Here is a 24,787-nt window from a genome sequence, read left to right as displayed (position 1 = left end):
GAAACGAAGGAAAACATTGGGAGTAAAAAAAATCTAACTCAATCATTTTAGCAAATAATATTATTATCTGTATGAAAAGCTTAAAAAATATTTATTATCTTCATTGAAAAACAAAGATTTAGAATATCCTTATTTTCTTCCATACATTTAAAAACAATCTCAAATCTGCTAAATTACCGCTCGTATATCCGTGACACTTGGAGATACGATTCCATCATCCGTGGATAGCTAGGCAAAAGCAATAGCTGATAAGGATATCTGAATGGGGATAGCTTTAGTAACAATTCCCATAATTGCGATGCCCCAAACTACTTGATTGTACAAATGATGTAAAAAGGTACTATATAATATGGATTTAGCAAAATCATTAGGCGTAAATAGTTGTAGCGACACTCTCGAAGCTGCCGAAGAAAAAAAACGTATTCAGCTTTATATTAATCTCAAGCTACATTCTTCCGGACTCCCCGCCTGCAAAGCTCAGGATTGTGATAATGATTTTTTCTCTATTGCAGACGACCTCTTAGAAAGTTATCGTGAAAAATCACGCTTGTTATCACAATATCTTTGTCCTGCTGATCAGCGTATTCAAGACTTTTTGGATGATTATCTACAAGATAGTGGTTGTGATAAAAGCACAGTATTACCCTCTAACACGTTAATTCTTGACCGCCATGGCGTGGCTCGTGAATTATCCTTACCCGCTGATGGCGATTATTTTGAATCAGAATTTGTAAAAAGCTTCCGCGTCAGCCAAGGGGTATTACATAACACCTCTCGCGACCGTCGCACCACTGCCGGTTCATTTCATATTGCCGAAGGCGGCTTGCCGGTTCCCGGTGATAAGAAAGCGGTTCCTAAAATTGCTTATGCCAGTCTATTACATGAAGCATTAAATCCACCCAAAGAGTTAATGACCCTACCCTTTACTTCAACTCAGGAAGAGCAGGCAGAAAGTTTTCTCTCTATTTTATTGCGCCCCATTGTATGTCCTGAAATTCCAACACATGATCCCAGTCAGTCAGAAGCTGAAAAAAGCATGGAAATTCGCTTTTTCGCACCGGGTACATTAGCCAGCAATCTGGATTTTGTTGAGAGTATTTTTGGTAATGCCGGCAATCCCAGTTTGGCTGAAAATGATGCCGGTTTAGACATTGAACACTGGGTAGGACATACCGGCTGTGTCATTCTTGCACCACACCTCGTGCGCATGAAGAAAAAAGACCTTGGCCTGCCACACATTGATGATGCCACTGAAAGACATATAAAAGATGGTATGTGCTGGAGCAGTGAAGACGAGCTTTATAATAATGGCCAACCCTTTAAAATTACTGCCCGTGATAAGCGCGGTGTCATTGTCACCATTTTAGCAGACAATTATTTCGGCTATTGTAAAAAAGAAGTCAAAACTCAAATCAGCTATTCTACCAACTTGTTTGGTTTAGCCGAAGAAGAACACTCCGGTGGTGCTTTAGCCTTTCCTCGTTATAACCATGGCGAAGAATTTGGAAAGGACTGCCGTACCAAAAACACTGAATATCATTTTTCTGATATTGTGGAAAAATATGGCGACATTATGGATCTTCAGGAAGAAGGTTATGCCATTGATAAGCAATTCCCACAAATTTTATATGTACCTGAAACCAATTTACAAATGGATCTCAATCAGCAAACGGTTTCCTGGACTAGCAATGGCAAAACCCAGACTATCAAGCTCAAGCCCGGGCTAATTTATATGCATCCCAGTGGCTATAAAATTGCCATGGAAAAGCACCCTAAAGCACCCTCCTGGCGCATTGTCGGTACGGATGCGGAAGGCACTTTCTGTCACAAACCTTCCACCGTTTCTGGTGGTGGCAAATCAGAAATATCCAAGGCCATTGATGATGCCGTAATTTATGGCCCTTTATTTGTCAATAAGCTTGATGAAGCCATGGAACGTATGGATGAGATCTTCAACTACGATTATTCCAAACGCTATTTGCCTGAGTTCACTCCTGATTATAATGATCACCCACCACGTTCACCCTTAAGTATGGAACGTAGTTTGGGTTCAATGATTAAAATGCTGACTCAATCAGAAAGAAAATTCACCCCTGAATATAATGCCTGGTTAGAAAAAATTCCTGAGTCAAGCAAAGCACTGGCCTTTATTATTAAGCGTTTTTATCGTGAAGAATGGGGTGACAACTGGAAGAAACACTTTACAGTTGATCTTATCGACGGTGTGCAAGGCCACGAGCTAAAATACCAATGCCGTCAGTTAATCATGTCCTATTTACGTGTGGGCTTCGATCAAGATGGTGCATGGCGTATCTATAAAATGCGTCAGGATTATATTGTTGCTGATAAATTGCAAATGGAGGATGACATCAGTGCTTCTGTTGTTGTCCCAGCAAAACGTCTAATCAATATGCCAGAAAAAAATAACCATGAATGTGTCAAACTGGTTAAGAACTGTGAGTATCGTTTATTCCAACGTCCTGATGATGCGATTATCAAAGGTTTTGATAAACAAACTGAATTAGAAATGGCAATGAAAGGCAACTTCGTTGCCAACTATCAACCTTTAACACCTGATATGTTAAAAGAACTCAGTGAAGATCAGGTTGAATTTGATCAGTATACAGCCCCCATGCGTGATTTGTTATTAGATAGCCTTGCACAAGGTAAAATGGCCGTTTCTTCAGCACACCCTTTGATGGTAAATGGTGCACCGAGTAAAAACCCACGCTATTTACAACTGCGTTCTGATATTGCTCATCCCATTAAATTATACTTAGCGAAAATGAGTGCTCGTTTTCATCGTCGCGCTTCATTAGAAGAAGCCATTTGCTTTCCTGTAGATGCAGTCCTAACCGGACGTCGCAACAACCCGCCTGAGCCAGCAGCCGGCATTCGTTCTTTGGCTGTTTACAATCCTATTCATTATCAGGAATTACCTGAACTGTTTATGGACTTCATTTGCAGTCTTACCGGTAAATCACCTTCAACAACCGGAGCAGGCTCTGAAGGCGCATTAACCAAGGGGCCATTTAATGCACTCTTGCCTACTGCCGATGTAAACAATGCCCTGGTATCTTATATTCTGACTGATTATTCAGGCTTTAGTAGTGCTGCTGGCTATGTCGGCCCACATACAAAGGTCAATCATGACATCAGTTTAATTATCCCGGAAATTTGGGCGCTATTAAAACCCGAAAAGAGACGGCCTGATTACCTGATCAACAAGGGACAATTAGAAAAACTGGAAGATTTTGAACATAATGGTAAGAAAGTATTGGCTAGTCGTTTAGGCTATCGCATCACCAATCTATTTGTGCATGGATTTTTCGGCAAGATCTTTGATAATCCCTCTGCGGTATTTGATGAAAAGATTCTTTGCCCTGAAACCCAGAGTATGGATGATTTTGTCGATGGCATTAATAATATCGTTGAAGCACAGCAAAAAGTGGCACTGGAATATATTGATGATGGTTCAATCGAACAGGCCTGTCCACCACTAAAAGCCTTAATTTATATTATGGCGCATGGTGAATACGAAGGTAAGGATGCCCATCACCCTGAAATTCGCGCCATGTTCACTAAAGAAGCCCTTCTGTCTTCTGATTGGTATAAACGCCGTTTAGAAGTGAAGCAAGAACGTGACATTGCTTTATGGCAGCGTCATATCGATTACTTAAGCAACTTCCTGGAACGTGATAGCCATGCTGAAGAAGCCAGTCGTTTGAAAATATCCAAACAACTCAGTAAAGCTCAAGATAAACTGACTCAGGTTTCCAGTCAGGCTTACTTAGATGAGTTAGTGGGAACGTTGGGTGCAGATCCAATGTAAAATAATCTGAGTTCTGATTAATAATTAACGTTATTATTCAGTTCATACGCTTGATGATGCGCTTCGTACCTCAGCAGCAGCATCCTACTGTTCTGATAGGGTGTTGCTAAGGCAAGAAACGCATCAATATTAAGCTTGCTATTACCTTAAGCTATTAACAGCAGCTTAAGCGTTTTTCAACAACTCGGCTAATTCCGGCTTACACGATCCACAATTAGTACCCGCTTTTAATTGTTCACCAATGGCATCAACAGTCTTTAAGCCTTGCTTCTTGATACAGTCATTAATGGTTTTCTCCCCGACATTAAAACAAGCACAAATTATCTTGCCCGTATCTTCATGGGCATTGAGTGCTTCACCGCGTAACAAGTTATTACGTTCTTCCTGGGTGATTTCATCTTTGTGAAATAAGCTAATCAGCCAGTCTCTTGGTGGCAAATTAATATCAGGATAGATAAATAAACAGCTATCTAAACGCTTGCCTGACATTTTCACTGCACGATAATGATTGCGAGTTTTATCATAGAACTCCAGCCAGTTTTCATTATCAACATTATGTCCTAATAGATTATGCGCATGTTCTGACCAGTCTTTGGGAGCCTGTAAGCCTGCTAGTTCATAACGCCAATAACCTTTGCCACGGGAGCGTGACCAATAATTAGAAAATTGTAACTCCGGTGTTCTGCGAGTGATCATAAACGCATACCAATTCGCCTGACAGGTTTTAATGTTGGCGATGCCCTGTTTTGATTCTGGTTGGCCTGAAATGGGATCGACCACGGGCGCAAGCAATGTCCCTACACGTGACTGACTACTGAATTGTCCGTTCCAATGCATGGGTACAAATAGGCTACCCTGTCGCTGCTTATCACTGATCCGCACCCGTACCATGATTTCTTTGTCGGGTAATTGTGCATCATTGGGATCAGGGCTATTCACTTTCACAAGTTCAGCATCCGATACACCAACATTCATCGCATCTTGTGGATGGATTTCAACATAGGATTCAATGGTATGAGATGACAAACGTGGTGACATTCCGGTACGAGTCATCGTATGCCAATGATCGCGCACTCGTCCGGTATTCAGTACAAAGGGATAAGCTGTATTGACTGAATGTTTGGGTGCTGCCGGTGTAATGGCAATAAAGTGTGCTTTTTTATCGGCTGTATAAAACTGTCCATTTTCCAGTACTCTTATCGCACTCTCTTCTCTTTGAGTGACGATGGGCCATTGCATAGGTGACAAGTCATCGTATTCTTGATTAGTGATATTTGCCAAGGCGGAAATATTAAACAAGCGTTCATTATTATTCTTATGCCCTGATAAACCTGCGTGTTCGCGAAAAATATCAGCCGGACAATGATAATTAAAGGCCTTTTCAAAGCCCATTTGTTTGGCAAATTCAGTAATAATCCACCAATCCGGTTTTGCAAGTCCCGGTGTTTGTAAAAAAGGTCGCTGCCGGGAAATACACCGCTCTGAGTTGGTAACAGTGCCATCACGCTCACCCCAAGTAAGTGCCGGAAAATTAATATGTGCTAGCTTACTGGTATCCGTTTGTTCAACACAGTCAGAAACAATCACCAAAGGACAGTTCATTAATGCCTGTTTCACCTTATCCGCATTGGGCAGACTCACCACCGGATTGGTTGCCATGATCCAGATGGCTTTTATTTTGCCATCATGGACGGCATCAAATAGATCAACCGCCTTAAGACCTTCACTATCAGCAATCACTGGACTGTGCCAGAACTCTTGTACAATTTGGCGATGTTCTGCTGAAGCAATATCCATGTGGGTCGCTAATTGATTGGCGAGTCCCCCGACTTCACGTCCCCCCATCGCATTAGGCTGCCCCGTCAGTGAAAAAGGTCCCATGCCCGGGCGACCAATTCTGCCCGTTAATAAGTGACAATTGATAATAGCATTACCCTTATCTGTGCCACTACTGGACTGATTAATACCCTGAGAAAATGCCGTAATGGTACGCTCCGTACGCGCAAATAGGCGGTAAAAACGCTCAACATCAGCAATGGGCAACTCACATTGTTCGGCAACTGACTCAAGCGTTGGCGCACTGGCCTTTGCTGAAGCTAAGGCGGCAGCAAAACCAGAAGTGAAGTTATCCAGATATAATGGATTGCTTTCACCACTTTGCTCCAACCAAACCAATAAACCATTGAATAAAACACTATCGCTACCGGGCTTTAATGCCAGATGTAAATCGGCAATACTGGAAGTTTGTGTCATACGGGGATCAATATTGATCACCTGTAAATCGGGATTAAGCTGTTTAGCTTTAGCAATACGCTGGTAAATAACAGGGTGACACCAGGCAGTATTACTCCCAGTCAAAACAATTAATTTAGCACGTTCCAAATCTTCATAACTGCAGGGAACAATGTCTTCACCAAAGGCTCGTTTATAAGCCGCCACTGCTGATGACATACAAAGGCGGGAATTGGTATCAATATTAGCCGAGCCAATAAAGCCCTTCATGAGCTTATTGGCCACATAATAATCTTCGGTTAACAATTGCCCTGAGACATAAAATGCCACCGAATCTGCACCAAATTCTTCAATTGTGTCTTTAAACAGTCCTGCCGCCATGGGCAAGGCATGTTCCCAACTGACCTGTTCACCTTCTACTTCAGGGTATAAGAGGCGTTCATTTAAAGCCACGGTTTCACCCAAGGCAATCCCCTTAGAACATAAGCGCCCTTGATTAGCAGGATGATCCGGATCACCCTTGACGGTCACCACACCATTTTGGTCAACCTGTGTAATAACCCCACAGCCCACGCCACAATAAGGGCAAGTAGTTTTTTGCAAGCCGTCTTTATTCGACAGCCTATTATATTGGGCATTGTATTCTGGAGTAATATTTAATTGTACTTTCGACTGTGAACTGGCCATAAGGATTCCGAATAAAAAATTGACCTCAAGATTATAGCAATTTTTTTGCTAGCTCTGTGAGCAAAGTAACATTAGCTTGTTAATTGCACCAATTATTACTATTGAACAAAAAACATCCTTAGAACACTGCTCCAAAATGGTGCATAGTGAATTTTTCATAATGACGAAAACAGTTGTTTTTTAATTAATTAACAAACACTTATATTTGTTGGCCTAACAAATGCTTTCATAGATTATCAGAATAGAATTATTTAATTAATTTAGAGAGCAATCTTATGAGTGATAGTAGACTGAATTTATTTTCCTTTACTGGAAAAACCAAAATTCTTCATTTAACCTGGTTAGCCTTTTTTATCAGCTTCATGGTCTGGTTCAACCATGCACCTTTATTAATTGTCATCAAAGAAACCATGGAACTCACAAGTGAGCAAATTAAAACCCTGCTCATTCTCAATGTCGCCTTGACCATTCCTGCACGCATCATCATTGGTATGCTGGTTGATCGATTTGGCCCTAAACGCACCTTTGCCACCCTCTTATCTATCGGTAGTATTCCTTGTTTTATGTTTGCCTTTGCAGACACCTTCGAACAACTTGCCTTATCTCGTTTTTTACTGGGCTTTGTTGGCGCCGGTTTTGTGATTGGCATTCGCATGATGGGCGAATGGTTCCCAGCCAAACAAGTTGGCGTTGCTGAAGGTATTTATGGCGGTTGGGGTAACTTTGGTTCTGCGGCAGCGGCGATGAGTTTACCGACGATTGCTTTATTATTCGGTGGTGATGAAGGCTGGCGTTATGCTGTAGCACTCACTGGTGTCATTGCACTTGTTTATGCAGTAATCTATTTTTTCAGTGTCAGCGATACGCCCAAGGGTTCTACTTATTTCAAGCCCAAGCGCATGGGTGCAATGGAAGTCACATCAAAAGGTGATTTGTATTTTTACATCTTAATGTCAATTCCGATGTATGCCACTTTAGCACTGCTTACCTGGAAGTTATCACCCTCAGGCGTTAGCTTACTTGAAGCCAATACTGCCACAATAATTTACTTCGGCATTACTGCGTTATTTGCCTACAATATTTATAAAATATTTCACATCAACAATGAGCATTTAAAAGAAGAAATTCCTAAGATTCATCGCTACAAATTTAAACAAGTGGCCATCCTTGATTTGGCTTACATGGTGACGTTTGGCTCTGAACTAGCGGTTGTTTCTATGCTTCCCCTATTCTTTTATGAAACCTTTCATGAAAGTCATGGCATCACTGCCATTATGGCTGGTATGTTAGCTGCAGGTTTTGCTTTTATGAATTTAATTGCACGTCCCGGTGGTGGTCTTATTAGTGATAAATATGGCCGTAAAAAATCCCTGACCATTTTCTTAATCGGTTTGGTCATCGGTTATTATATTATGAGTCAAATTGAATCCAGTTGGTCATTATTCCTAGCCGTTGCTGTGACGATGTTATGTTCATTCTTTGTACAAGCCGGTGAAGGTGCAGTGTTTGCTATGGTCCCCTTAATTAAACGTCGCATGACTGGACAAATAGCTGGAATGGTCGGTGCTTATGGTAATGTAGGTGCAGTATTATTCCTGACTGTATTATCTTTCGTCTCACCACAGATATTTTTCTTAACCATCGCTGGTTCTGCCCTCTTTGTGCTAGTGGCGATTCAATTTATTGAAGAACCCAAAGGCCACATGGCTGAAGTACTACCTGATGGTACTGTGGAAATGATTGAGGTAGACTAGTAGTATCATGGGTATATTGAGACTTGTAATGAATAAGGGTATATGAATAAAAAAAACGGCACGATTGGATTATTGGGGGCTATTTCAATTGGCATAGGCGGTATGGTTGGAGGGGGCATTTTTGCGGTACTCGGTGAGGCCGTTTCACTGGCTCATGGTGCGACTGCAATTGCCTTTCTTGTTGCCGGAATTGTCGCATTACTCACCTCTTATTCTTATGCCAAACTTTCCGTCACTTACAAAAGTCGGGGAGGAACGGTTTTATTCATTGATAAAGCATTTAATCACAACTTATTAGCCGGTAGCGTCAATCTAATGCTTTGGCTAAGTTATTTAGTCACCATTTCATTGTATGCTGTGGCCTTTGCCTCCTATGGACAAACCTTCTTTCCCAATAATGAAACAGCTTGGTTAAAACATTTATTAATTAGCCTGGCTATTTTACTGCCTGTTGCAATTAATTTAATCAGCGCATCTTTTGTCAGCAAATCTGAAACACTGATTGTGATCATTAAGATTATCTTGTTGGTATTTATTATTGCCGCCAGTGCATCCTATGTTGATATTGAACGACTATCACCCATGAAATGGGGAAGCTCTTTTTCTATCGTCGTTTCAGGCATGATAATTTTTGTTGCCTATGAAGGCTTTGAATTGATTTCCAATGCAGCAGAAGACATTAAAAATCCCGACACGAATTTACCCAGGGCTTTTTATGGTTCAGTCTTGCTGGTTATTTTACTTTATGTTCTCATTGCCATCATTACCGTTGGCACCGTACCCGAAAGCCAACTCGTGATGGCAAAAGATTATGCCTTAGCGGTCGCGGCAAAACCGGCTCTTGGTCAAGTGGGTTTCACTATTGTTGCGGTTGCCGCTCTATTGGCAACATTTTCAGCGATAAATGCCACGATCTATGGCAATGCTCGCCTGAGTTATATGCTGGCAAAAGAAGGCGAACTACCTGAGTCGCTGGCTAATGAAAAACGTAACATACCCACTTTAGGCGTTATTCTGACTGCCGCTCTAAGCTTGATCATGGCCAATTCAATTGACCTAAGCGAAATAGCCATTATTGGCAGCGCCAGCTTTTTATTGATCTTTTTTATCGTCAATGTAGCTGCTTATAAACTCCACAAAGCAATCAATGCCAGTAAAAAAATAACAGTGCTGGCAAGCTTGGTCAGTTTTATGGCTTTAATGACATTGCTTATTCATACTTATTCAAATACACCACGAGCAATTGTTATCTTTTTATCTTTTATTGCTATCTCCTTTTTATTTGAGCTAAGCTATGGAAAGATCATTCGCAAACATATTTTTTCCCGCCCCTATTAACAATAGTCATTAACAGTCATTAACAGTCATTAACAGCCATTAATAACAGCTACAAATAACGCCTACTGCGAGCGTTTTTTCTCCTGCATTTGAAGCACAAGGCTGTAGATAACAGGCAATACCAGTAAGTTAAGAATCATGACTGTTAACATACCACCTAACATGGGAGAGGCGATACGATGTGTGACATCAGAACCTGTACTCGTGCTCAACATGATGGGTACTAGACCAACCATGGTTGAAATAGCCGTCATAGCGACAGGCCGTACTCGCATTGCGGTGGCTGATTGAGCCGCCAGACGGATCTCTTTTGCTGATAAGGGTTCTGTCCGTCCGACTCGAAGTTTGGCTATTTCCGCATCAATAAAGCTTAACACTAAAACACCAATTTCAGCAGCCATTCCCGCCAGCGCAATAAAACCAACGGCGACTGCGACAGACATATTATAATCAAGCGCATAAACGGTCCAAATGCCGCCAATAAGCCCAAAAGGAATGGATAGCATGACGATAACCGGCTCAGTAATATTGCGAAAACTGACGTAAAGCAAGATAAAAATAATCAATAATGTAATCGGCACGATAACTTGCAGTCTTTTGGCTGCACGTTCCATGTATTCAAACTGCCCTGACCAGGTCACAGTATACCCAGCAGGAATAGTCACTTGGCTAGCCAACACTTCTTTGGCTTTAGCAACGAAGCCACCAATATCAGAGCTTGTAATATCAACGTAAATCCAAGCATTTGGTCGGGCATCTTCACTTTTAATGACCGGTGGGCCACGTCGATAAGTAAACTCTGCCAGCTCTGTCAAAGGGATTTGAGCGCCCGTTGGTGTTGGAATGAGTACTCTTTTCATGCTTTCTACATTATCACGTAATTCACGAGGGTAACGTAAGTTAATGGGATAACGTTCTAAGCCTTCAACGGTTTCACCAATATTCATACCTCCAATAGCACTTTGAATAACATCCTGAACATCACCGATGGTTAGACCATAACGGGCAATTTTTTCTCGATCGATATCAAAATCCATAAAATAGCCACCCACAGTGCGATCACCAAAAGCGGATAATGTTTCTGGTAGCGTTTTCATCGCTTGCTCTACCGCTTCAGAAAGCTCTTGCAACTTGACCAAATTAGGACCTGATATTTTGATGCCAATAGGGGTTTTAATACCCGTTGAAAGCATGTCTATACGCGTTTTAATTGGCATGGTCCAAGCATTAGCAACACCAGGGAACTGGATCGCCTTGTCCATTTCATTGGTCAGTTCCTTGGTAGTCTTATCCGGATCAGGCCATTCTGATTTAGGTTTCAAACGTATAGTGGTTTCCATCATTGACAGAGCGGCAGCATCTGTTGCTGATTCTGCCCTACCGATTTTACCAAACACATGATGTACTTCCGGGAAAGTAGCCAGTATTTTGTCTGTTTGCTGTAATAGTTCTTTGGCTTTAGTGATGGAAATTCCTGGAAAAGTGGTTGGCATATATAAAATGTCACCTTCATCTAAGGGAGGCATAAATTCACTACCGAGTTTAGAAAAAGGATAATAGGTTACCGCTAATATCAGCAGTGCGACAATAACCGTTAGTGTACGCCAGCGCATGGCAAAATTTAAAGCCGGTGAATGTAAGCCATGCAATATACGATTAAAGGGATTTTTATCTTCGTCAATGATTTTCCCGCGAATTAAAAAGCCCATCATGACTGGAACTAGAGTAATAGCTAAGATAGCCGAAGCAGCCATAGCATAAGCAGCCGTCAAAGCTAACGGACTAAATAATCGTCCTTCTTGTGCCTGCATGGTAAAAATAGGTAAAAACGAAACCGTAATAACTAATAGTGAGAAAAATAATGCAGGGCCTACTTCCTTGGCACTCTTACCAACAACCTCCCAATGTTCTGCCGTATTTAATTTATCCCCTTTCTCCTTATTCGCCAGAGCGAGACGTTTATGGGTATTTTCGACCATGACAATAGCGCCATCAACCATGGTACCAATAGTAATTGCAATGCCTCCTAGAGACATAATGTTGGCATTTAAACCCTGCCACTTCATAATGATAAAGGCAATTAAAATACCCAAAGGCAAGGTGATAATAACGACGAGTGCGGAACGTAAATGCAACAAAAACAACACCACCACAATACTGACCAGAATAATTTCCTGTATTAATGAGTCATTTAAACTTTTCACAGCCCGCTCAATCAAATCGCCCCGATCATAAACGGGAACAATTTCTACGCCTTCAGGCAAGCCTTGTTTCAGCTCTTCCAGTTTGGCTCTTACACCTTGTATGGTTTTTAAAGCATTTTCACCAAAGCGCATGATGATAATGCCTCCCGCCACTTCTTCTTGACCATTTAGATCAACAACGCCACGGCGTAACTCTGGGCCATAGTGAACCTGTGCAACATCTTGTAAACGAATTGGCGTTCCTTTATCATCCACGCCAATAGCAATTTTATTGGGTGTAGTTCCTTTAAAACGACAAAATTCATTACCCAAAGTTGTTAACCTCTAAAAAATCATAATTTCTTTTTTTTGACATTTTCTTATAAAACTTCCAATACATTTCAAAGTCACCACTGGATTTTAGTGAGCGTAATTTCAATACTGCTTCTGCTCCCTGCAGACTCCAACGAGCACCGGTTATATCAAGTCGGTCATTAATGAGGTGACGGCATGCACCTTCAATAACGCCACTGGCAATAGGATAACCCGCTTTTAATGCGATGCCATACTGCAACTGCTCTTTATTTTTTAGTAAATAATCAGCACATTTATCAATATTTTCTCTACTTTCTATTTTCCGTCTTGTGGCACTGAGTCTGATCCCTTTGGCTACTTGTGAACAATGGCCATTAAGTATTTTGACTGCTCTTTCAGCTATCCATTCCTCAACCGCTTCGTCACCTTTATCAAAGAAGCACCAAGCTGCTTTCAGAGATATTCCAAGACATGGATAAAGTCCATTACAATAGTTGCTTTGATGCTCAGTTTCTTCATCACTTTTTGATGAGTTTGATCTGGTGAGGTAAACCATCAATTAAAATAACCCATTCCCTCTTTTGTTTTGGATCTCTTTGTAGTGCTTCCTGAAATGCTTCCTCAATAACAGTTTCTGCCTCTCGCTCAACACTCGCCCAAACCCGCTTATTTCTAATGGGGGTTCGAAAAGGAACGACATTATCATCTTCTGCTACTTTCATAATAGATTCAGCAGCACGAATATGAGATTGTACGGTATAAACGGCAGCCACTTGTGCCATACGTTTTCGGTCTTTTTTCTCTCCCTGACTCAGACGACTTTTGAGCTTCTTATTCTTCTGGGCATTTTTCTTTGTGCATTCTCTTAAACCTTCAGGTCGCATAACTATCCCTTTTCCATCAAAGGTTAAGACCAGAAAATCTGATGTTTTTCGGGTTCAATAAATCGTTTTTCTTATAAAAACCTTCAAAATCCTGAGCAACATCTCTCACTATATTGAGGCACTGTCTTTTGGGCACATGACCAGCAGTTGTACTATCAATACTTTCAACGACATCATCGAATGAACCTCGAATGGCTTCTTTAGACACTCTGAAATAAATACCATCACTGTAACTGTTAGTTGATAAATTCAGTTCAGCATCAATAGGAAATAAACTGTCTTTATTTCTTTGACTATAACCATTTCTGGTGGCAGTGACCTGACCAAACAAACTATTCAGCGAACGATGGGTGTTTGTACGGACATAATTCAGCTTGTCTCCTGAAACGGTGTTAACACAGCTTCTTTTTTCCTCGTTGGCGGCTTTTAAATCTAGCCAGCCCTGCAGTAGTCGTCTTAAAATTTCCTGACCTTCCTTGTTAATAAAATCTTCTATGTCACCATGTTCACAATTTTTATGTTTATCTGTTTGTAATTGTTTAATCAACTGTTCAAGTTGATCCTGAGCACCAAAAAAGAATGAATAATCGTTTGAATTTAGGTATGCTATGTTCATGAGAGAGGTCTTTTTATTGGGTTATGAAACTAAGAAGCTTATAAAACAATATTTTGATCTTTCTCTTTTCATTTTTCAAGCATTAACTATTGAATTTATTGTTTATTTTCATCGTTTTAGAAGATCTGCACCCAATTTTATTGAGGTCATCCAGAGAACGGATATAGCCTAGGCCACGCACCATATATTCGGTTTCAGCCAATTCGATTAAACGGCCGCCGACATCACTATTGGAACGTTGTATCGCATGTTTGACCTTACTTAATGGAATGTTATAGTTAATCAGCGCATTGGGATCGACTTCAATCTGATATTGTTTAACAAAACCACCCACCGAAGCCACCTCCGATACGCCTTCTACTGTTTGTAACGGATAACGTAAATACCAGTCTTGAATAGAACGTAATTGGGCGAGATCATGTTTGCCGGTTCTATCCACCAGGGCATATTCATACACCCAACCAACACCAGTGGCATCCGGGCCTAGCGTGGGAGAAATCCCCTGAGGCAAACGACCACTCACGTAATTGAGTGATTCCAACACTCTGGAGCGCGCCCAATACATATCTGTATGGTCTTCAAATATAATGTAAACAAAGGATAGGCCAAAAAAAGAATAGCCTCGAACTACTTTTGTGTTGGGTACCGCTAGCATAGCGGTGGTCAGTGGATAGGTGACTTGATCTTCAACAACTTGGGGCGCCTGACCGGGGTATTTGGTAAAAATAATAACTTGTACATCTGACAAGTCTGGAATGGCATCTAGGGGAATTGTTTTATAGGCCCAAACACCCACAACAGTAATAATGACTGTTACCATTAAAACCATAAAACGATCCCGTAATGAGCTGGCAATAATCGAATTAATCACGATTCATCCCCTTGTTCACTTCAGTATTATTTGCTTTGCTGGGAGCTGACTTTTTGGGCATCTCCATATCCATGGGCTTAGTTTTGGACGCGCTGATCATCTTAGCGGTGGCTTCACGTAATTTTGATTCGGAGTCTATTAAAAATTGTCCTGAGGTAACAACGCGATCATTGGCTTTAATACCATCAAGTATGGCAACTTGTCCATTTGATTCGATGCCCAAAGTAACATTATGCGGTTCAAACTTGCCTGAACCATGGACAACAAACACTTGAGCATTATTACCTGAACGGATAATGGCTTCAGATGGCACAATAATAGCTTCAACCGATTGACTTGATTTAATGGTAATATCGGCATACATTTCAGGTTTTAATAAACGCTCAGAATTATCAAACTGCGCTCTTACTTGAATGGTTCGAGTTTTTGCTTCAGCATAAGGATAAATATAACTGACCTTACCGCGAAAGGTTTTGCCGGGAATGCCAGTCAACGTCATTGAGACCTCATCACCTTCTTTTACCCAGGGTAATTCATATTCATAAATATTGGCATAAACCCATACTTTTTCTAAATCAGCAATCATATAAAGTTCAGTTTGGGGGGTAACATACTGCCCCTTACGGGCACCAATTTTTATCACCGTACCAGAAACGCTAGTATGGATATGCAGATTGCGTTTTATCTTACGTGTTTTCTCCAGTTCACGAATTTGATGATCGGGTACATCCAATAAAGTTAAACGCTCTCGAGAGCTTTTTAATAAACTTTTTGCTCCGCGCCTGATATCATCGATGGGACTGTTTTTAAGGGTATGATAACTGCTTAATGCGAGTAAATATTCTTGTTCCGTAGAGACCAACTTAGGCGAATAAACACTTAATAAAATACTGCCTTTCTCAACACGTTCCCCGGTAGTATCAATGTATAATTCTTCAATCCAACCTTCTGTTTTAGGATGCAAGCGTGCCATACGCTGTTCATCATAATCAACTCGACCTACGGTTCGAATGGTATGACTGAGGGTGCTCAATTTTGCAATGCTGGTGCGAACCCCCATGTTTTGTACAATAACCGGATCAATTTTAACCAGTCCGGGGACTTTGCTGTCGGCAGCACTATCAGCATAGACAGGAACGTAATCCATGCCCATGGCATCTTTAGAGGGAATGGGTGAGGTCACGCTAGGGTTCATCGCATTACGATAAAATAAGGGTTTACGCTTTTCTGGCTGAGCTTGAGTATTGCCACTTGTCACTGCTACTGATTGTGATGGCGCAAACCAATAACCAACACCAACACCAATGCCCGACATGATTAATGCTGTTAAAATTATTTGCTTATTCATAAATATTGTCCTCTCCAACCGCTGCGATTAATTTTGCCAAGGCCTGATTGGCCTCAGTGAATGCTTTCCAATAGCGTGTTTCATAGTTAAACAAAGTAATTTGACTGCGAACAAGATTAAGAAAATCAACTTCACTGACTTGATAACCTGCTAACATTGATGCCACCGTCTGGCTCGCCTGTGGAATAATGCCAGTATTAAATAACACCACCTGTTGCTTTGCCTGTTGAAAGTCAGCAGTTGCTTGTGAGATTTGTGTTTGCACATGATTGTTCATGTCCTGCAATGAATAACGTTGTTTGAGCAGTTCGCTATTACGTTGATCAACCGCTTTTGCTTGTTTACGTTCAGTAAATATTGGTAAGCTCATGGAAAGTTTAATGCTGACAAGATCACTACGTCTGCCACCGATATTGGCTGGGTTATCGCCTTGACGCGCACCATAAAATCCACCCAGCATAAAATCCGGATAATAATCTTTTTCGGCACGTGCAACTCGAGACTGAGCGGCCTGGACACCTTTAGAGTATTGCATGAGTATTGGGCGTTTATTTTCGGCTTGTTGATAAAGCGCTGTTTCTGGGATTATTTCTGGTAGCTTCTGCGTAAGGCTCTCATTCTTAGGCAATAATATGGGGGTATTTGCGGGGTCATCTAATAGTTTATTGAGTAAGGCTGCCTGACTGCGTCTGCGTCCTTCTAGCTTTATTTTTTGATCCAGTAGTTTTGACAATTCGAGTTGAGCCAATAAAACATCTTGTTGCAGTCCATTGCCTACTTCATATTTGGTTTCAGCAATTTTTACAAATTGACGTAATAGACGTTGATTATTACTTACAATTTCCAACGCTCGATCCATATAAAACAAACTCCACCAGCTTATTTTGACTTGGCTAACCAAACGTAATTGTGCCTCAGCAATATTATCCTTGGCAGCATCTGCTTCAAATTGACTGATTTCTTCATTCAGCGCAAGTTTACCGGGGAATGGGATCACCTGGGTTAAACCAACTTGCAATTGCGTCATCGGTTCCTGATCAAGATTAAAGGTATCTGTAGGTAGGTTAAGCGCATTAAAACTAAGTGTCGGGTCTGGCAAGCTGCCAACCTGAGATGGAATGGCTGAGAGAGCTTCATAACGAGCCGTTATTTCTGCTAAACTGGGGTTGTCACGAATAGCCTGTGATACTGACATTTCCAAGCTGAGAACCTTAGGACTTGCAATCGCTATATTGACACTGAGTAGGCTGGTCAATAATAGATAGAGCAGTAATCTTTTACTATCGCTAATGACCATACTGGTGCGAACAAACAATAATTCACAACGGGGCATCCTGTTACTTGGAATAATAGCCTTCATGCGTATACCTTTTAGGTGTGATTCAAATTATTTTTTAGATTCAAGTCTCGTTTTGGATAAAATTACATTTTGGAGAAAAGCATTTTCAAAAGAAAAACAGAACGTTTATCACCGTGTTATTATCAAATTCAATTTAGGACAGCAAGGCTGAATTCAGGAAGCAATAAAATTAGGCGTGGCAGAATTAAGTCAGAACATCTGACAAAAGGCTTATCTTAATCATTTTTTTTGTATTAGGGATCAATAACTCCTTACAAAAGTTAATTTATAAGGAGTTTATTAACTCAACCAAGAAATCATGTCAGTGAATCTCTAAAGCTTTGGGAATTACTATACGCCTAGCAATGTTTCAGTAGCCTTACACCAACATTAAAATTTTTTAATGTTGGAAATAATTTTATTAAGAAAAAAAAGTTATTTCTATATCAATGAAGCAAGAAGTAGCGCCTGAATTCAAGACTGTTTGACTTTACAGCTTGGCCAAGCATTATCTTTTTTGGAGCAGATAAAACAGCCCATTTATCATTACACTTGTAGGATGTGGGGAGTACAGCGAACCGCATCAAAAACGTTTGTTTAAAGCCTTTGATGCGGTTCGTTCCTCACCACATCCTACATTTGAAGTGCAAAGCAGGTTGATTGCTATAGTGGACCCCGAAAACTGGACAATAGGTTAAGATATAAGAGCTAACCTAACGGGGAACAAAAAAATGAGCACAAAAAGAAAAACATTCAACAACAAATTTAAAGCAAAAGTAGCCATTGAGGCTTTGAAAGGTCAAAAAACAGTCGCAGAAATTGCGTCAGAATTTGAAGTGCACACCACCCAGGTCAATAGCTGGAAAAAGCAGATGCTTGATGGTGCAGCCGATACTTTTTCAAAAAAATTAGAGAATAAAGATGCTGAACATGAAAAGGAAAAGAACACCTGTACAGCCAAATAGGTCAACTAAAAGTAGAGGCTGACTGGCTGTCAAAAAAAGTTGAAGATGTTCAACTGAGTAGAGCAGAAAAGCGGTGTTGCATAGAAAAGAGCACCCTCAGTTGAGCATCAAAAAACAATGTGAGCTTATCGGCCTGAACCGTTCAAGCTATTACTATCAACCTAAAAAGCCTCTGCAAAATAAAGATTTAACATTAATGAATTTGATTGATGAGTTGTACATAAAACATCCATTCTATGGCAGTCGTCAAATTCGTAATGCATTAAGATTGAAATGTTATAAAATTAATCGTAAAAAGTTCAACGGCTTATGCGGATCATGGGATTGGTTTCAGTGGCACCAAAACCCAATACCAGCAAGCCTTGCAAAGTAAATAACCTCTATCCATATTTGCTCAAAGGAATTGATATTAATAGGAATAACCAGGTTTGGTGCACAGATATCACGTATTTACGGATGCCACATGGATTTGTCTACCTAAGTGCTGTTATGGACTGGAGTAGCCGTTTTGTGCTGTCCTGGGAAGTGTCAACCAGCATGGAAGAAAGCTTTTGTATCAGTAGTCTGGAAACAGCACTGCGACGATATGGAAAGCCAGAAATCTTCAATACGGATCAAGGTGCTCAATATACTAGCAGAGCATTTACAGGTGTTCTAAAGGCCAATGATATAAAAATCAGCATGGACGGCAAAGGCAGAGCAATGGATAACATTATGATTGAACGACTCTGGCGAAGTGTAAAATATGAGGAAATTTACCTCAAGGATTACCAAAGTATTGATGAGCTAAAGAGCTCATTAAAGGAATATTTTGAGTTTTACAACCATGAACGACCACACAGTACACACGGTGGAAAAACGCCTGCAGAGATCTATGGCGTGATGAAAGAAGTTGTTCCAGACTTAAAACGGGCAGCATGATGAGAGGATAATCAACTTTACTGGCAACCGCCTTGTCCACATATCCACAGGCCAAGCCAGTAGCCCTGAGATATATCGCAAGCGTCTCTGGACTACTGGCAGACCTGTGGATATGTGGATAAGACTAATACTATAAATAACCAACAGAATTATATCTTAATATTTGAGAAAGCTGTCTTGACAATGGGGTCCACTGTATGCACCCTCTTTTTTAGTTCACTATTTTCCTGTAAACTGTGATCTTCCAAAGTTCCTCAAAACCATTATCCGGCAGCTATTTATGACCCCTAAACTTGAAATTAATATTGGTTCTTTTAGTGATAAAGGAGTCAAGGCCGATAATGATGATTGTCTTTCTTCTCTGGTGCCTGAAGGCCACGCATTAAAAAACAAAGGTATAGTCATTGCCATTGCTGATGGCATGAGCTCCAGTGAGGCAGGCAAAGAAGCGAGCCATGCTTGTGTGAATGGTTTTATTACCGATTATTATAGTACCCCCGATTCCTGGACTGTACAAAATTCCTCGCAAAAAATTATCTCCGCATTGAATAACTGGCTTTATAGTCGTGGTCATACTGATTATCAAAGCACTAAGGGTATGGTCACGACTCTGACGATTGTGATTTTAAAGTCTGCCACCGCACATATTTTTCATATCGGTGACTCGCGCGTTTACCGCCTGCGTGATGGTGAATTGGAACAATTAACCCGCGATCATCGGGTGTGGGTGTCCGACGAAAAAAATTATCTTAATCGGGCGATGGGTATAGATCTGCATTTGGATATTGATTACCGCAAAGTGCCCTTGGAAAAAGACGATATATTTCTGCTTTCCACTGATGGCATCCATGACTTTATTACCACAAAAAAGTTACGGGAAATCCTCACAAGTTCCGATAATAGCAGCTATGACAATGATTTATTACAACAAAAATGCGCTGAAATTGCCCAATTAGCCAGTGACAATCAATGTGATGACAATCTCAGTTTACAATTACTGAAAATCACCAATTTACCGCTTCCTGAAGAAGAGGAAATGTTGCAAAAAGCCCATGAACTGCCCTTCCCTCCGCCATTGGAGAAGGGCATGATATTCGATGGCTACAAGATCCTCAAAGAAATCCATGCTAGCAAGCGAACTCATGTTTACACTGCCTTACATGTAAAAACAGATAGCCACGTTATTCTTAAAGCACCGTCTATTAATTATGAAGATGACGAGCATTTTATCGAACAGTTTTTACATGAAGAATGGGCTGGCAAACGGATAAAGTCACCCTATGTTTTAGAGGTTATTAGTCCCAAACAAAAGGCACGTGCACTCTACTATGTCACCGAATATCTCGAAGGTGTCAGCCTACGAGAATGGATGAAACAAAACCCACTGCCTTCGATTGAACTGGTATTGCCCATAGTTGAACAAATTGCCCGTGGTTTACGTGCCTTTCATCGTTTGGAAATGCTGCATCAGGATTTAAAACCGGAAAACATCATTATCAGCCCTGAAGGAAAAGTTAAAATAATTGATTTTGGCTCGATCAAAATTGCCGGTATTAATGAAATGAAAAAAAATTCTGACGAGGATGTTTTGCTCGGTACAATTAATTATAGCGCCCCAGAATTTTACTTGGGGCATTCTGGGGGAGAGCGTAGCGATCTTTATTCGTTGGCAGTCATCACCTACGAATTATTAAACAATAAACTTCCCTTCGGCAAAGACATGCCTGAGAAAGCAAATTACCGACAACTCTCGCAACTACAGTATGTCGATAGTATCCATGCCAATACCATGGTACCTAATTGGATGGACGGGGCGATAAAAAAAGCCTTATCCTTAGATATTAAAATGCGTCATGAGGATGTATTTGAATTTTTGCATGACTTACAACATCCCAATCCGCATTTTCTTAATAACACCGCAGTTCCTTTGATTGAGCGTAATCCGCTTCTAGTCTGGCGCAGCATCAGTATTGCATCATTGCTGATAAATTTGATTCTGGTGTATTTTTTAGTAAAATAAGCGGCTCTGTTCATACCCTATATAATAAAAGGTTCACCCTATGGCTCGTCACGGATTTAGTCTGGAAAGTTTTTTAGTTCGACTGTTTTTTGCTCTTATTTTAGTTTTTGCGACCTATAACCCCAGTGGCTATTCCTTTTTTGACTGGGCGCTCACTGGCCTGGAGTCCGGTTTTGAACCACTGATGGCATTTGCTGGAATCATCCTTATCATTGGCTGGGTGGTTTATATTCGCGCCACTATTAGTTCATTGGGTTTAATCGGCCTGATTTTAGCCTTTGCGTTCTTCGGCACGCTCTTATGGATGGTGATCGATTGGGAAATAGTTCCTGCTGATAATATCCAAACCATTACTTATATTATCCTGACCTTACTTTCCATGGTACTGGCCATCGGCATGTCCTGGTCGCATATTCGTCGCCGCATGTCAGGACAAGTAGATGTCAATGGCACAGAAGATGACCTGCATTAGGCATTTATCCCAAACAGGACTAAAAACTAGAAACATCCATCGGAACTTGTTATTGAGCCATTATTTGCTATTCTTAAGAGGTCTTTAATCACATTCTAAGTTATCTATGGCTCGTTTAGATCTTGAAAAAATACGTTTTTTGATTGTCGATGATTTCGGCAATTACCGCTCTATGCTACGCTCAATTCTAGTCAGTTGCGGTGCCAAAGAAATACAGGATGCTAAGGATGCCAAAGAAGCTCTGAAAAAAGTTACTTATAATAAATTTGATGTGATTTTATGTGACTATAATCTGGGTGAAGGTCAAAACGGCCAACAATTACTTGAAGAAATCATGCACCGCCATTTAATCCCTTATGGCACCATCTACATTATGATCACCGCTGAAAACACCCAAAGCATGGTCATGGCCGCCGTCGAATACCGTCCTGATGGCTACCTCAACAAACCCTTTCCTAAAGATCTCTTACTCAAACGTCTTGAAATATTGATGGAAAAAAAAGCCATCATGAAAGACATTTATGTTGCCTACAATAAAAAAGACTATAGCCAAGCACTTAAGATTGCTGATAAAAAAATGGCAGTACATAGTAAACAGGCATTAGAAATCGGCAAGCTAAAGGGGGAAATTGCCCTGGCCGCCAATGAACTGGACATTGCTCAGGCAGTGTATGATAAAGCCCTCTCCGTTAGAGATTTTCAATGGGCAAAAGTGGGCAAGGCAAAGACATTCATGGCTCGCAATGAGTTTCAGCAAGCCCAACCCCTATTGGAAGAAGTGATTAAGGAAAACAAAAATTATATCGAAGCCTATGATCTGCTCGCTCAAGTTCTTGAAGAGCAAGACAAGCCAGAAGAAGTACAAAACATCTTAAGCAATGCTACTAAAATATCACCCTATGCCATTGCCAGACAACAACATCTTGCTCAAGTAGCCATAAAAAATGACGACTTTGATACCGCAGAAAAATCATTAAAGACCGCCGTATCACAAGGTAAAAACTCCTGTTTTGGCAGTGTGGGCGATAATATGAATCTCGCCAAACTCTATGTTGATAATGGTAAAGCTAAACAAGCCGTGCAAACCATAACATCCGCGCAAAAAATTTACCGTAAAGATAAACAGGCTATTTTACATACGCAAATTGTTGAAAGCATGACTCAAAAAAAATTGGGCAACGAAGACAATGCCAGGGAATTATTTCAAAAAGCCATTGAGAACTTATCTGGCCCTCTCTCTGAACTGCCTGAAGCACTCAAATCCGACCTCATCAAAACCACTGAAGATTTAGGTGAAACAGAATTAGCAGAAGCACTACAAGATGATATTAATAGTGTCTTTGATGCCAATTCATCAACCATTGAAGCAATGACACAGAAGTACCATTATTTATTACAAAATGGCAAAGGCATGCGTCTTTATAATAAAAATCGTCTACTTGAGTCCTTAGAAATATTCCAGGATGCCGCAGATAATCTACCCGAACGCATATCAATTAATATGAATGCCGCCCAAGCACTATTATTTTATATGAAGGCATCAGGAAAAAATCCTGATGTGTCAACACTTTTCCGGACAGTTTTCTAAATATTTTTTTGGCTGTTTCAAGTGATTTTTGTCATTTTGTATTTCCTATCATTTTAGTTTCTCATGTTAACTTTAAACAGATGAAGAGAAAGGGCTTTGCCCTCTGGAACGATAGAGCCGTTCCATTCACCCAAGGTATTTTCACAACGGTAATGATCCTGTTACAATATCTTCACGGCACAGGCTGAGGAGCCGATGGCCGTCAACGGTAATGGGCGGCATTTATGTCGCCTTTTACCCCTCTTCAATCAATCGATTTAAGCTATTTCCTGCTGTATTTCATAATCGACTGGTGACAAATAATCATTAGCCGAATGAAGTCGCTCCCGATTATAAAATACCTCAATATATTCAAATGTTGCCTGCTTTGCTTCTACTCTGGTTTTGAATCGACAATGGTGCGTCAATTCAGTTTTCAAACTATGAAAGAAGCTCTCTGATACAGCATTGTCCCAGCAATTTCCTTTGCGGCTCATAGACTGAATTATGTTATGATCCGACAATATTTTTCTATGACTATCAGAGGCATATTGGCTACCTCGGTCAGTATGCCAAAGCAATCCATCCATTGGTTTACGCTTCCATATGGCCATCAGTAAAGCATCATTGACTAGCTTGGCTTTCATTCGCTCATCCATCGACCAGCCAACAATTTGCCTAGAGAATAAGTCAATGACAACCGCTAAATATAACCAGCCTTCCTTGGTGGCAATATAGGTAATATCACCCACATAGTAGCGATCAGGTTGAGAGACAGTAAACTCTCTTTCCAGTAAATTTGGAGATATACGCTTATTATGCTTGGAATTAGTCGTCGCTTTAAAGCGTCTCTTCGTTTTACAAAACAAACCGGCTTTTTTCATTAATCGACCAATTCTCCGGCGGCTTATATGAACGCCTTTTTCAGCCAGTTTTCTTTTAAGACGACGGGTTCCATAAGTCTTGCGACTGTCTTCAAACAGTTTTTTAGCTGCTCAGTAAGCGCTTCATTTTCTTTCTCTCTATCCGTTTTAGGAGAGCTAACCCAATCATAATAGCAACTACGGGAAACATCCATAAAACGGCACAGAATCGTTACCGGGTAATCTTTAGCCTGATCAGTTATCCATGCGTACTTCACAAAGTTTCCCTTGCAAAGTACGCTGTGGCCTTTTAATAAATCACGCTCCTGAATCACTTTTGCCAATTCTTTTTCAGACGTTTTACTTCATCATAAATGTGTTCATCACTTCTATTGGCTACCGTCTTCACCGGTTTGGAATATTTACTGATCCAGGTATGTAGAGTATTTACATTAACACCTAGCTCCCTGGCAGTCTGAGAAACGGGTTGATCCGTCTCATTAGCTAATTTGACAGCTGATTCTTTAAATTCTGATGTATAGCTTTTATTCGGTTTTTTTGTTTGATCATTCATTTTAGG

At 40.7% G+C, this 24,787-nt stretch carries 11 protein-coding genes and 3 pseudogenes; 7 read left to right on the top strand and 7 right to left on the bottom strand.

Annotation, left to right across the window (positions count from 1 at the left end; genetic code table 11):
• The first annotated feature begins 349 nt into the window (after window positions 1–349).
• A complete protein-coding gene (locus JEU79_RS07510; protein ID WP_198263602.1) occupies window positions 350–3,832 on the top strand; it encodes a PPi-type phosphoenolpyruvate carboxykinase family protein in 3,483 nt (1,160 codons plus the stop codon).
• A gap of 165 nt (window positions 3,833–3,997) precedes the next feature.
• On the opposite strand, the gene JEU79_RS07505 is transcribed toward JEU79_RS07510, so the two are convergent.
• The gene (locus JEU79_RS07505; protein ID WP_198263601.1) at window positions 3,998–6,751 is read right to left on the bottom strand and encodes a nitrate reductase; all 2,754 of its coding nucleotides are present in this window, start codon (window positions 6,749–6,751) and stop codon (window positions 3,998–4,000) included.
• 275 nt (window positions 6,752–7,026) lie between these two features.
• Here JEU79_RS07505 and JEU79_RS07500 point away from each other — a divergent pair, with 275 nt between their 5' ends.
• A complete protein-coding gene (locus tag JEU79_RS07500; protein WP_198263600.1) occupies window positions 7,027–8,505 on the top strand; it encodes a NarK family nitrate/nitrite MFS transporter in 1,479 nt (492 codons plus the stop codon).
• A gap of 42 nt (window positions 8,506–8,547) precedes the next feature.
• Window positions 8,548–9,843 carry an APC family permease gene (locus JEU79_RS07495; protein WP_198263599.1) on the top strand — a complete coding sequence of 432 codons (1,296 nt, stop codon included), beginning with the start codon at window positions 8,548–8,550 and terminating at the stop codon, window positions 9,841–9,843.
• 62 nt (window positions 9,844–9,905) lie between these two features.
• Here JEU79_RS07495 and JEU79_RS07490 read toward each other — a convergent pair whose 3' ends face one another.
• The 5 genes and pseudogenes from JEU79_RS07490 to JEU79_RS07470 all read right to left on the bottom strand — a co-directional run bounded on the left by JEU79_RS07490 (window position 9,906) and on the right by JEU79_RS07470 (window position 17,420).
• Window positions 9,906–12,359, bottom strand: a complete 2,454-nt coding sequence (locus JEU79_RS07490; RefSeq protein WP_198263598.1) for an efflux RND transporter permease subunit — start codon at window positions 12,357–12,359, stop codon at window positions 9,906–9,908.
• Window positions 12,352–13,841: pseudogene (locus tag JEU79_RS07485) on the bottom strand (ISKra4 family transposase). The gene JEU79_RS07490 and the pseudogene JEU79_RS07485 overlap by 8 nt, the downstream one beginning before the upstream one ends.
• Before the next feature lie 82 nt (window positions 13,842–13,923).
• Entirely contained in the window at window positions 13,924–14,712 is a 789-nt protein-coding gene (locus JEU79_RS07480) for an efflux RND transporter permease subunit (RefSeq protein WP_425511141.1), read from the bottom strand.
• On the bottom strand, window positions 14,705–16,060 hold the full coding sequence (locus JEU79_RS07475) for an efflux RND transporter periplasmic adaptor subunit (RefSeq protein ID WP_198263597.1): 1,356 nt from the start codon (window positions 16,058–16,060) through the stop codon (window positions 14,705–14,707). Before JEU79_RS07475 ends, JEU79_RS07480 begins: the two co-directional genes overlap by 8 nt.
• Entirely contained in the window at window positions 16,053–17,420 is a 1,368-nt protein-coding gene (locus JEU79_RS07470; protein WP_246540098.1) for a TolC family protein, read from the bottom strand. Before JEU79_RS07470 ends, JEU79_RS07475 begins: the two co-directional genes overlap by 8 nt.
• A gap of 710 nt (window positions 17,421–18,130) precedes the next feature.
• Between JEU79_RS07470 and JEU79_RS07465 the strand changes: the two are divergent.
• The 4 genes and pseudogenes from JEU79_RS07465 to JEU79_RS07450 all read left to right on the top strand — a co-directional run bounded on the left by JEU79_RS07465 (window position 18,131) and on the right by JEU79_RS07450 (window position 23,365).
• Window positions 18,131–19,285, top strand: a pseudogene (locus JEU79_RS07465) (IS3 family transposase).
• Window positions 19,286–19,565: 280 nt separating this feature from the next.
• Window positions 19,566–21,305, top strand: a complete 1,740-nt coding sequence (locus JEU79_RS07460; protein WP_198263596.1) for a bifunctional protein-serine/threonine kinase/phosphatase — start codon at window positions 19,566–19,568, stop codon at window positions 21,303–21,305.
• A 40-nt stretch (window positions 21,306–21,345) separates the two neighbouring features.
• On the top strand, window positions 21,346–21,777 hold the full coding sequence (locus JEU79_RS07455; protein WP_198263595.1) for a DUF6524 family protein: 432 nt from the start codon (window positions 21,346–21,348) through the stop codon (window positions 21,775–21,777).
• A gap of 106 nt (window positions 21,778–21,883) precedes the next feature.
• Entirely contained in the window at window positions 21,884–23,365 is a 1,482-nt protein-coding gene (locus JEU79_RS07450; RefSeq protein ID WP_198263594.1) for a tetratricopeptide repeat-containing response regulator, read from the top strand.
• Window positions 23,366–23,622: 257 nt separating this feature from the next.
• Here JEU79_RS07450 and JEU79_RS07445 read toward each other — a convergent pair.
• Window positions 23,623–24,781: pseudogene (locus JEU79_RS07445) on the bottom strand (IS3 family transposase).
• Between the last annotated feature and the right edge of the window lie 6 nt (window positions 24,782–24,787).

Origin of the sequence: sulfur-oxidizing endosymbiont of Gigantopelta aegis, assembly GCF_016097415.1 — a bacterium.
Taxonomy (GTDB): Bacteria; Pseudomonadota; Gammaproteobacteria; order GRL18; family GRL18; genus GRL18.
The sequence above is the reverse complement of the archived record's forward strand: the minus strand, read 5'-3'. Positions and strand labels throughout refer to the sequence as shown.

Excerpts from the sequence above, each read along its gene's own strand:
- JEU79_RS07510 (WP_198263602.1), top strand. The coding sequence starts at position 350 with ATGGATTTAGCAAAATCATTAGGCGTAAATAGTTGTAGCGACACTCTC.
- JEU79_RS07505 (WP_198263601.1), bottom strand. The coding sequence starts at position 6,751 with ATGGCCAGTTCACAGTCGAAAGTACAATTAAATATTACTCCAGAATAC.
- JEU79_RS07500 (WP_198263600.1), top strand. The coding sequence starts at position 7,027 with ATGAGTGATAGTAGACTGAATTTATTTTCCTTTACTGGAAAAACCAAA.
- JEU79_RS07495 (WP_198263599.1), top strand. The coding sequence starts at position 8,548 with ATGAATAAAAAAAACGGCACGATTGGATTATTGGGGGCTATTTCAATT.
- JEU79_RS07475 (WP_198263597.1), bottom strand. The coding sequence starts at position 16,060 with ATGAATAAGCAAATAATTTTAACAGCATTAATCATGTCGGGCATTGGT.
- JEU79_RS07470 (WP_246540098.1), bottom strand. The coding sequence starts at position 17,420 with ATGAAGGCTATTATTCCAAGTAACAGGATGCCCCGTTGTGAATTATTG.
- JEU79_RS07460 (WP_198263596.1), top strand. The coding sequence starts at position 19,566 with ATGACCCCTAAACTTGAAATTAATATTGGTTCTTTTAGTGATAAAGGA.
- JEU79_RS07455 (WP_198263595.1), top strand. The coding sequence starts at position 21,346 with ATGGCTCGTCACGGATTTAGTCTGGAAAGTTTTTTAGTTCGACTGTTT.
- JEU79_RS07450 (WP_198263594.1), top strand. The coding sequence starts at position 21,884 with ATGGCTCGTTTAGATCTTGAAAAAATACGTTTTTTGATTGTCGATGAT.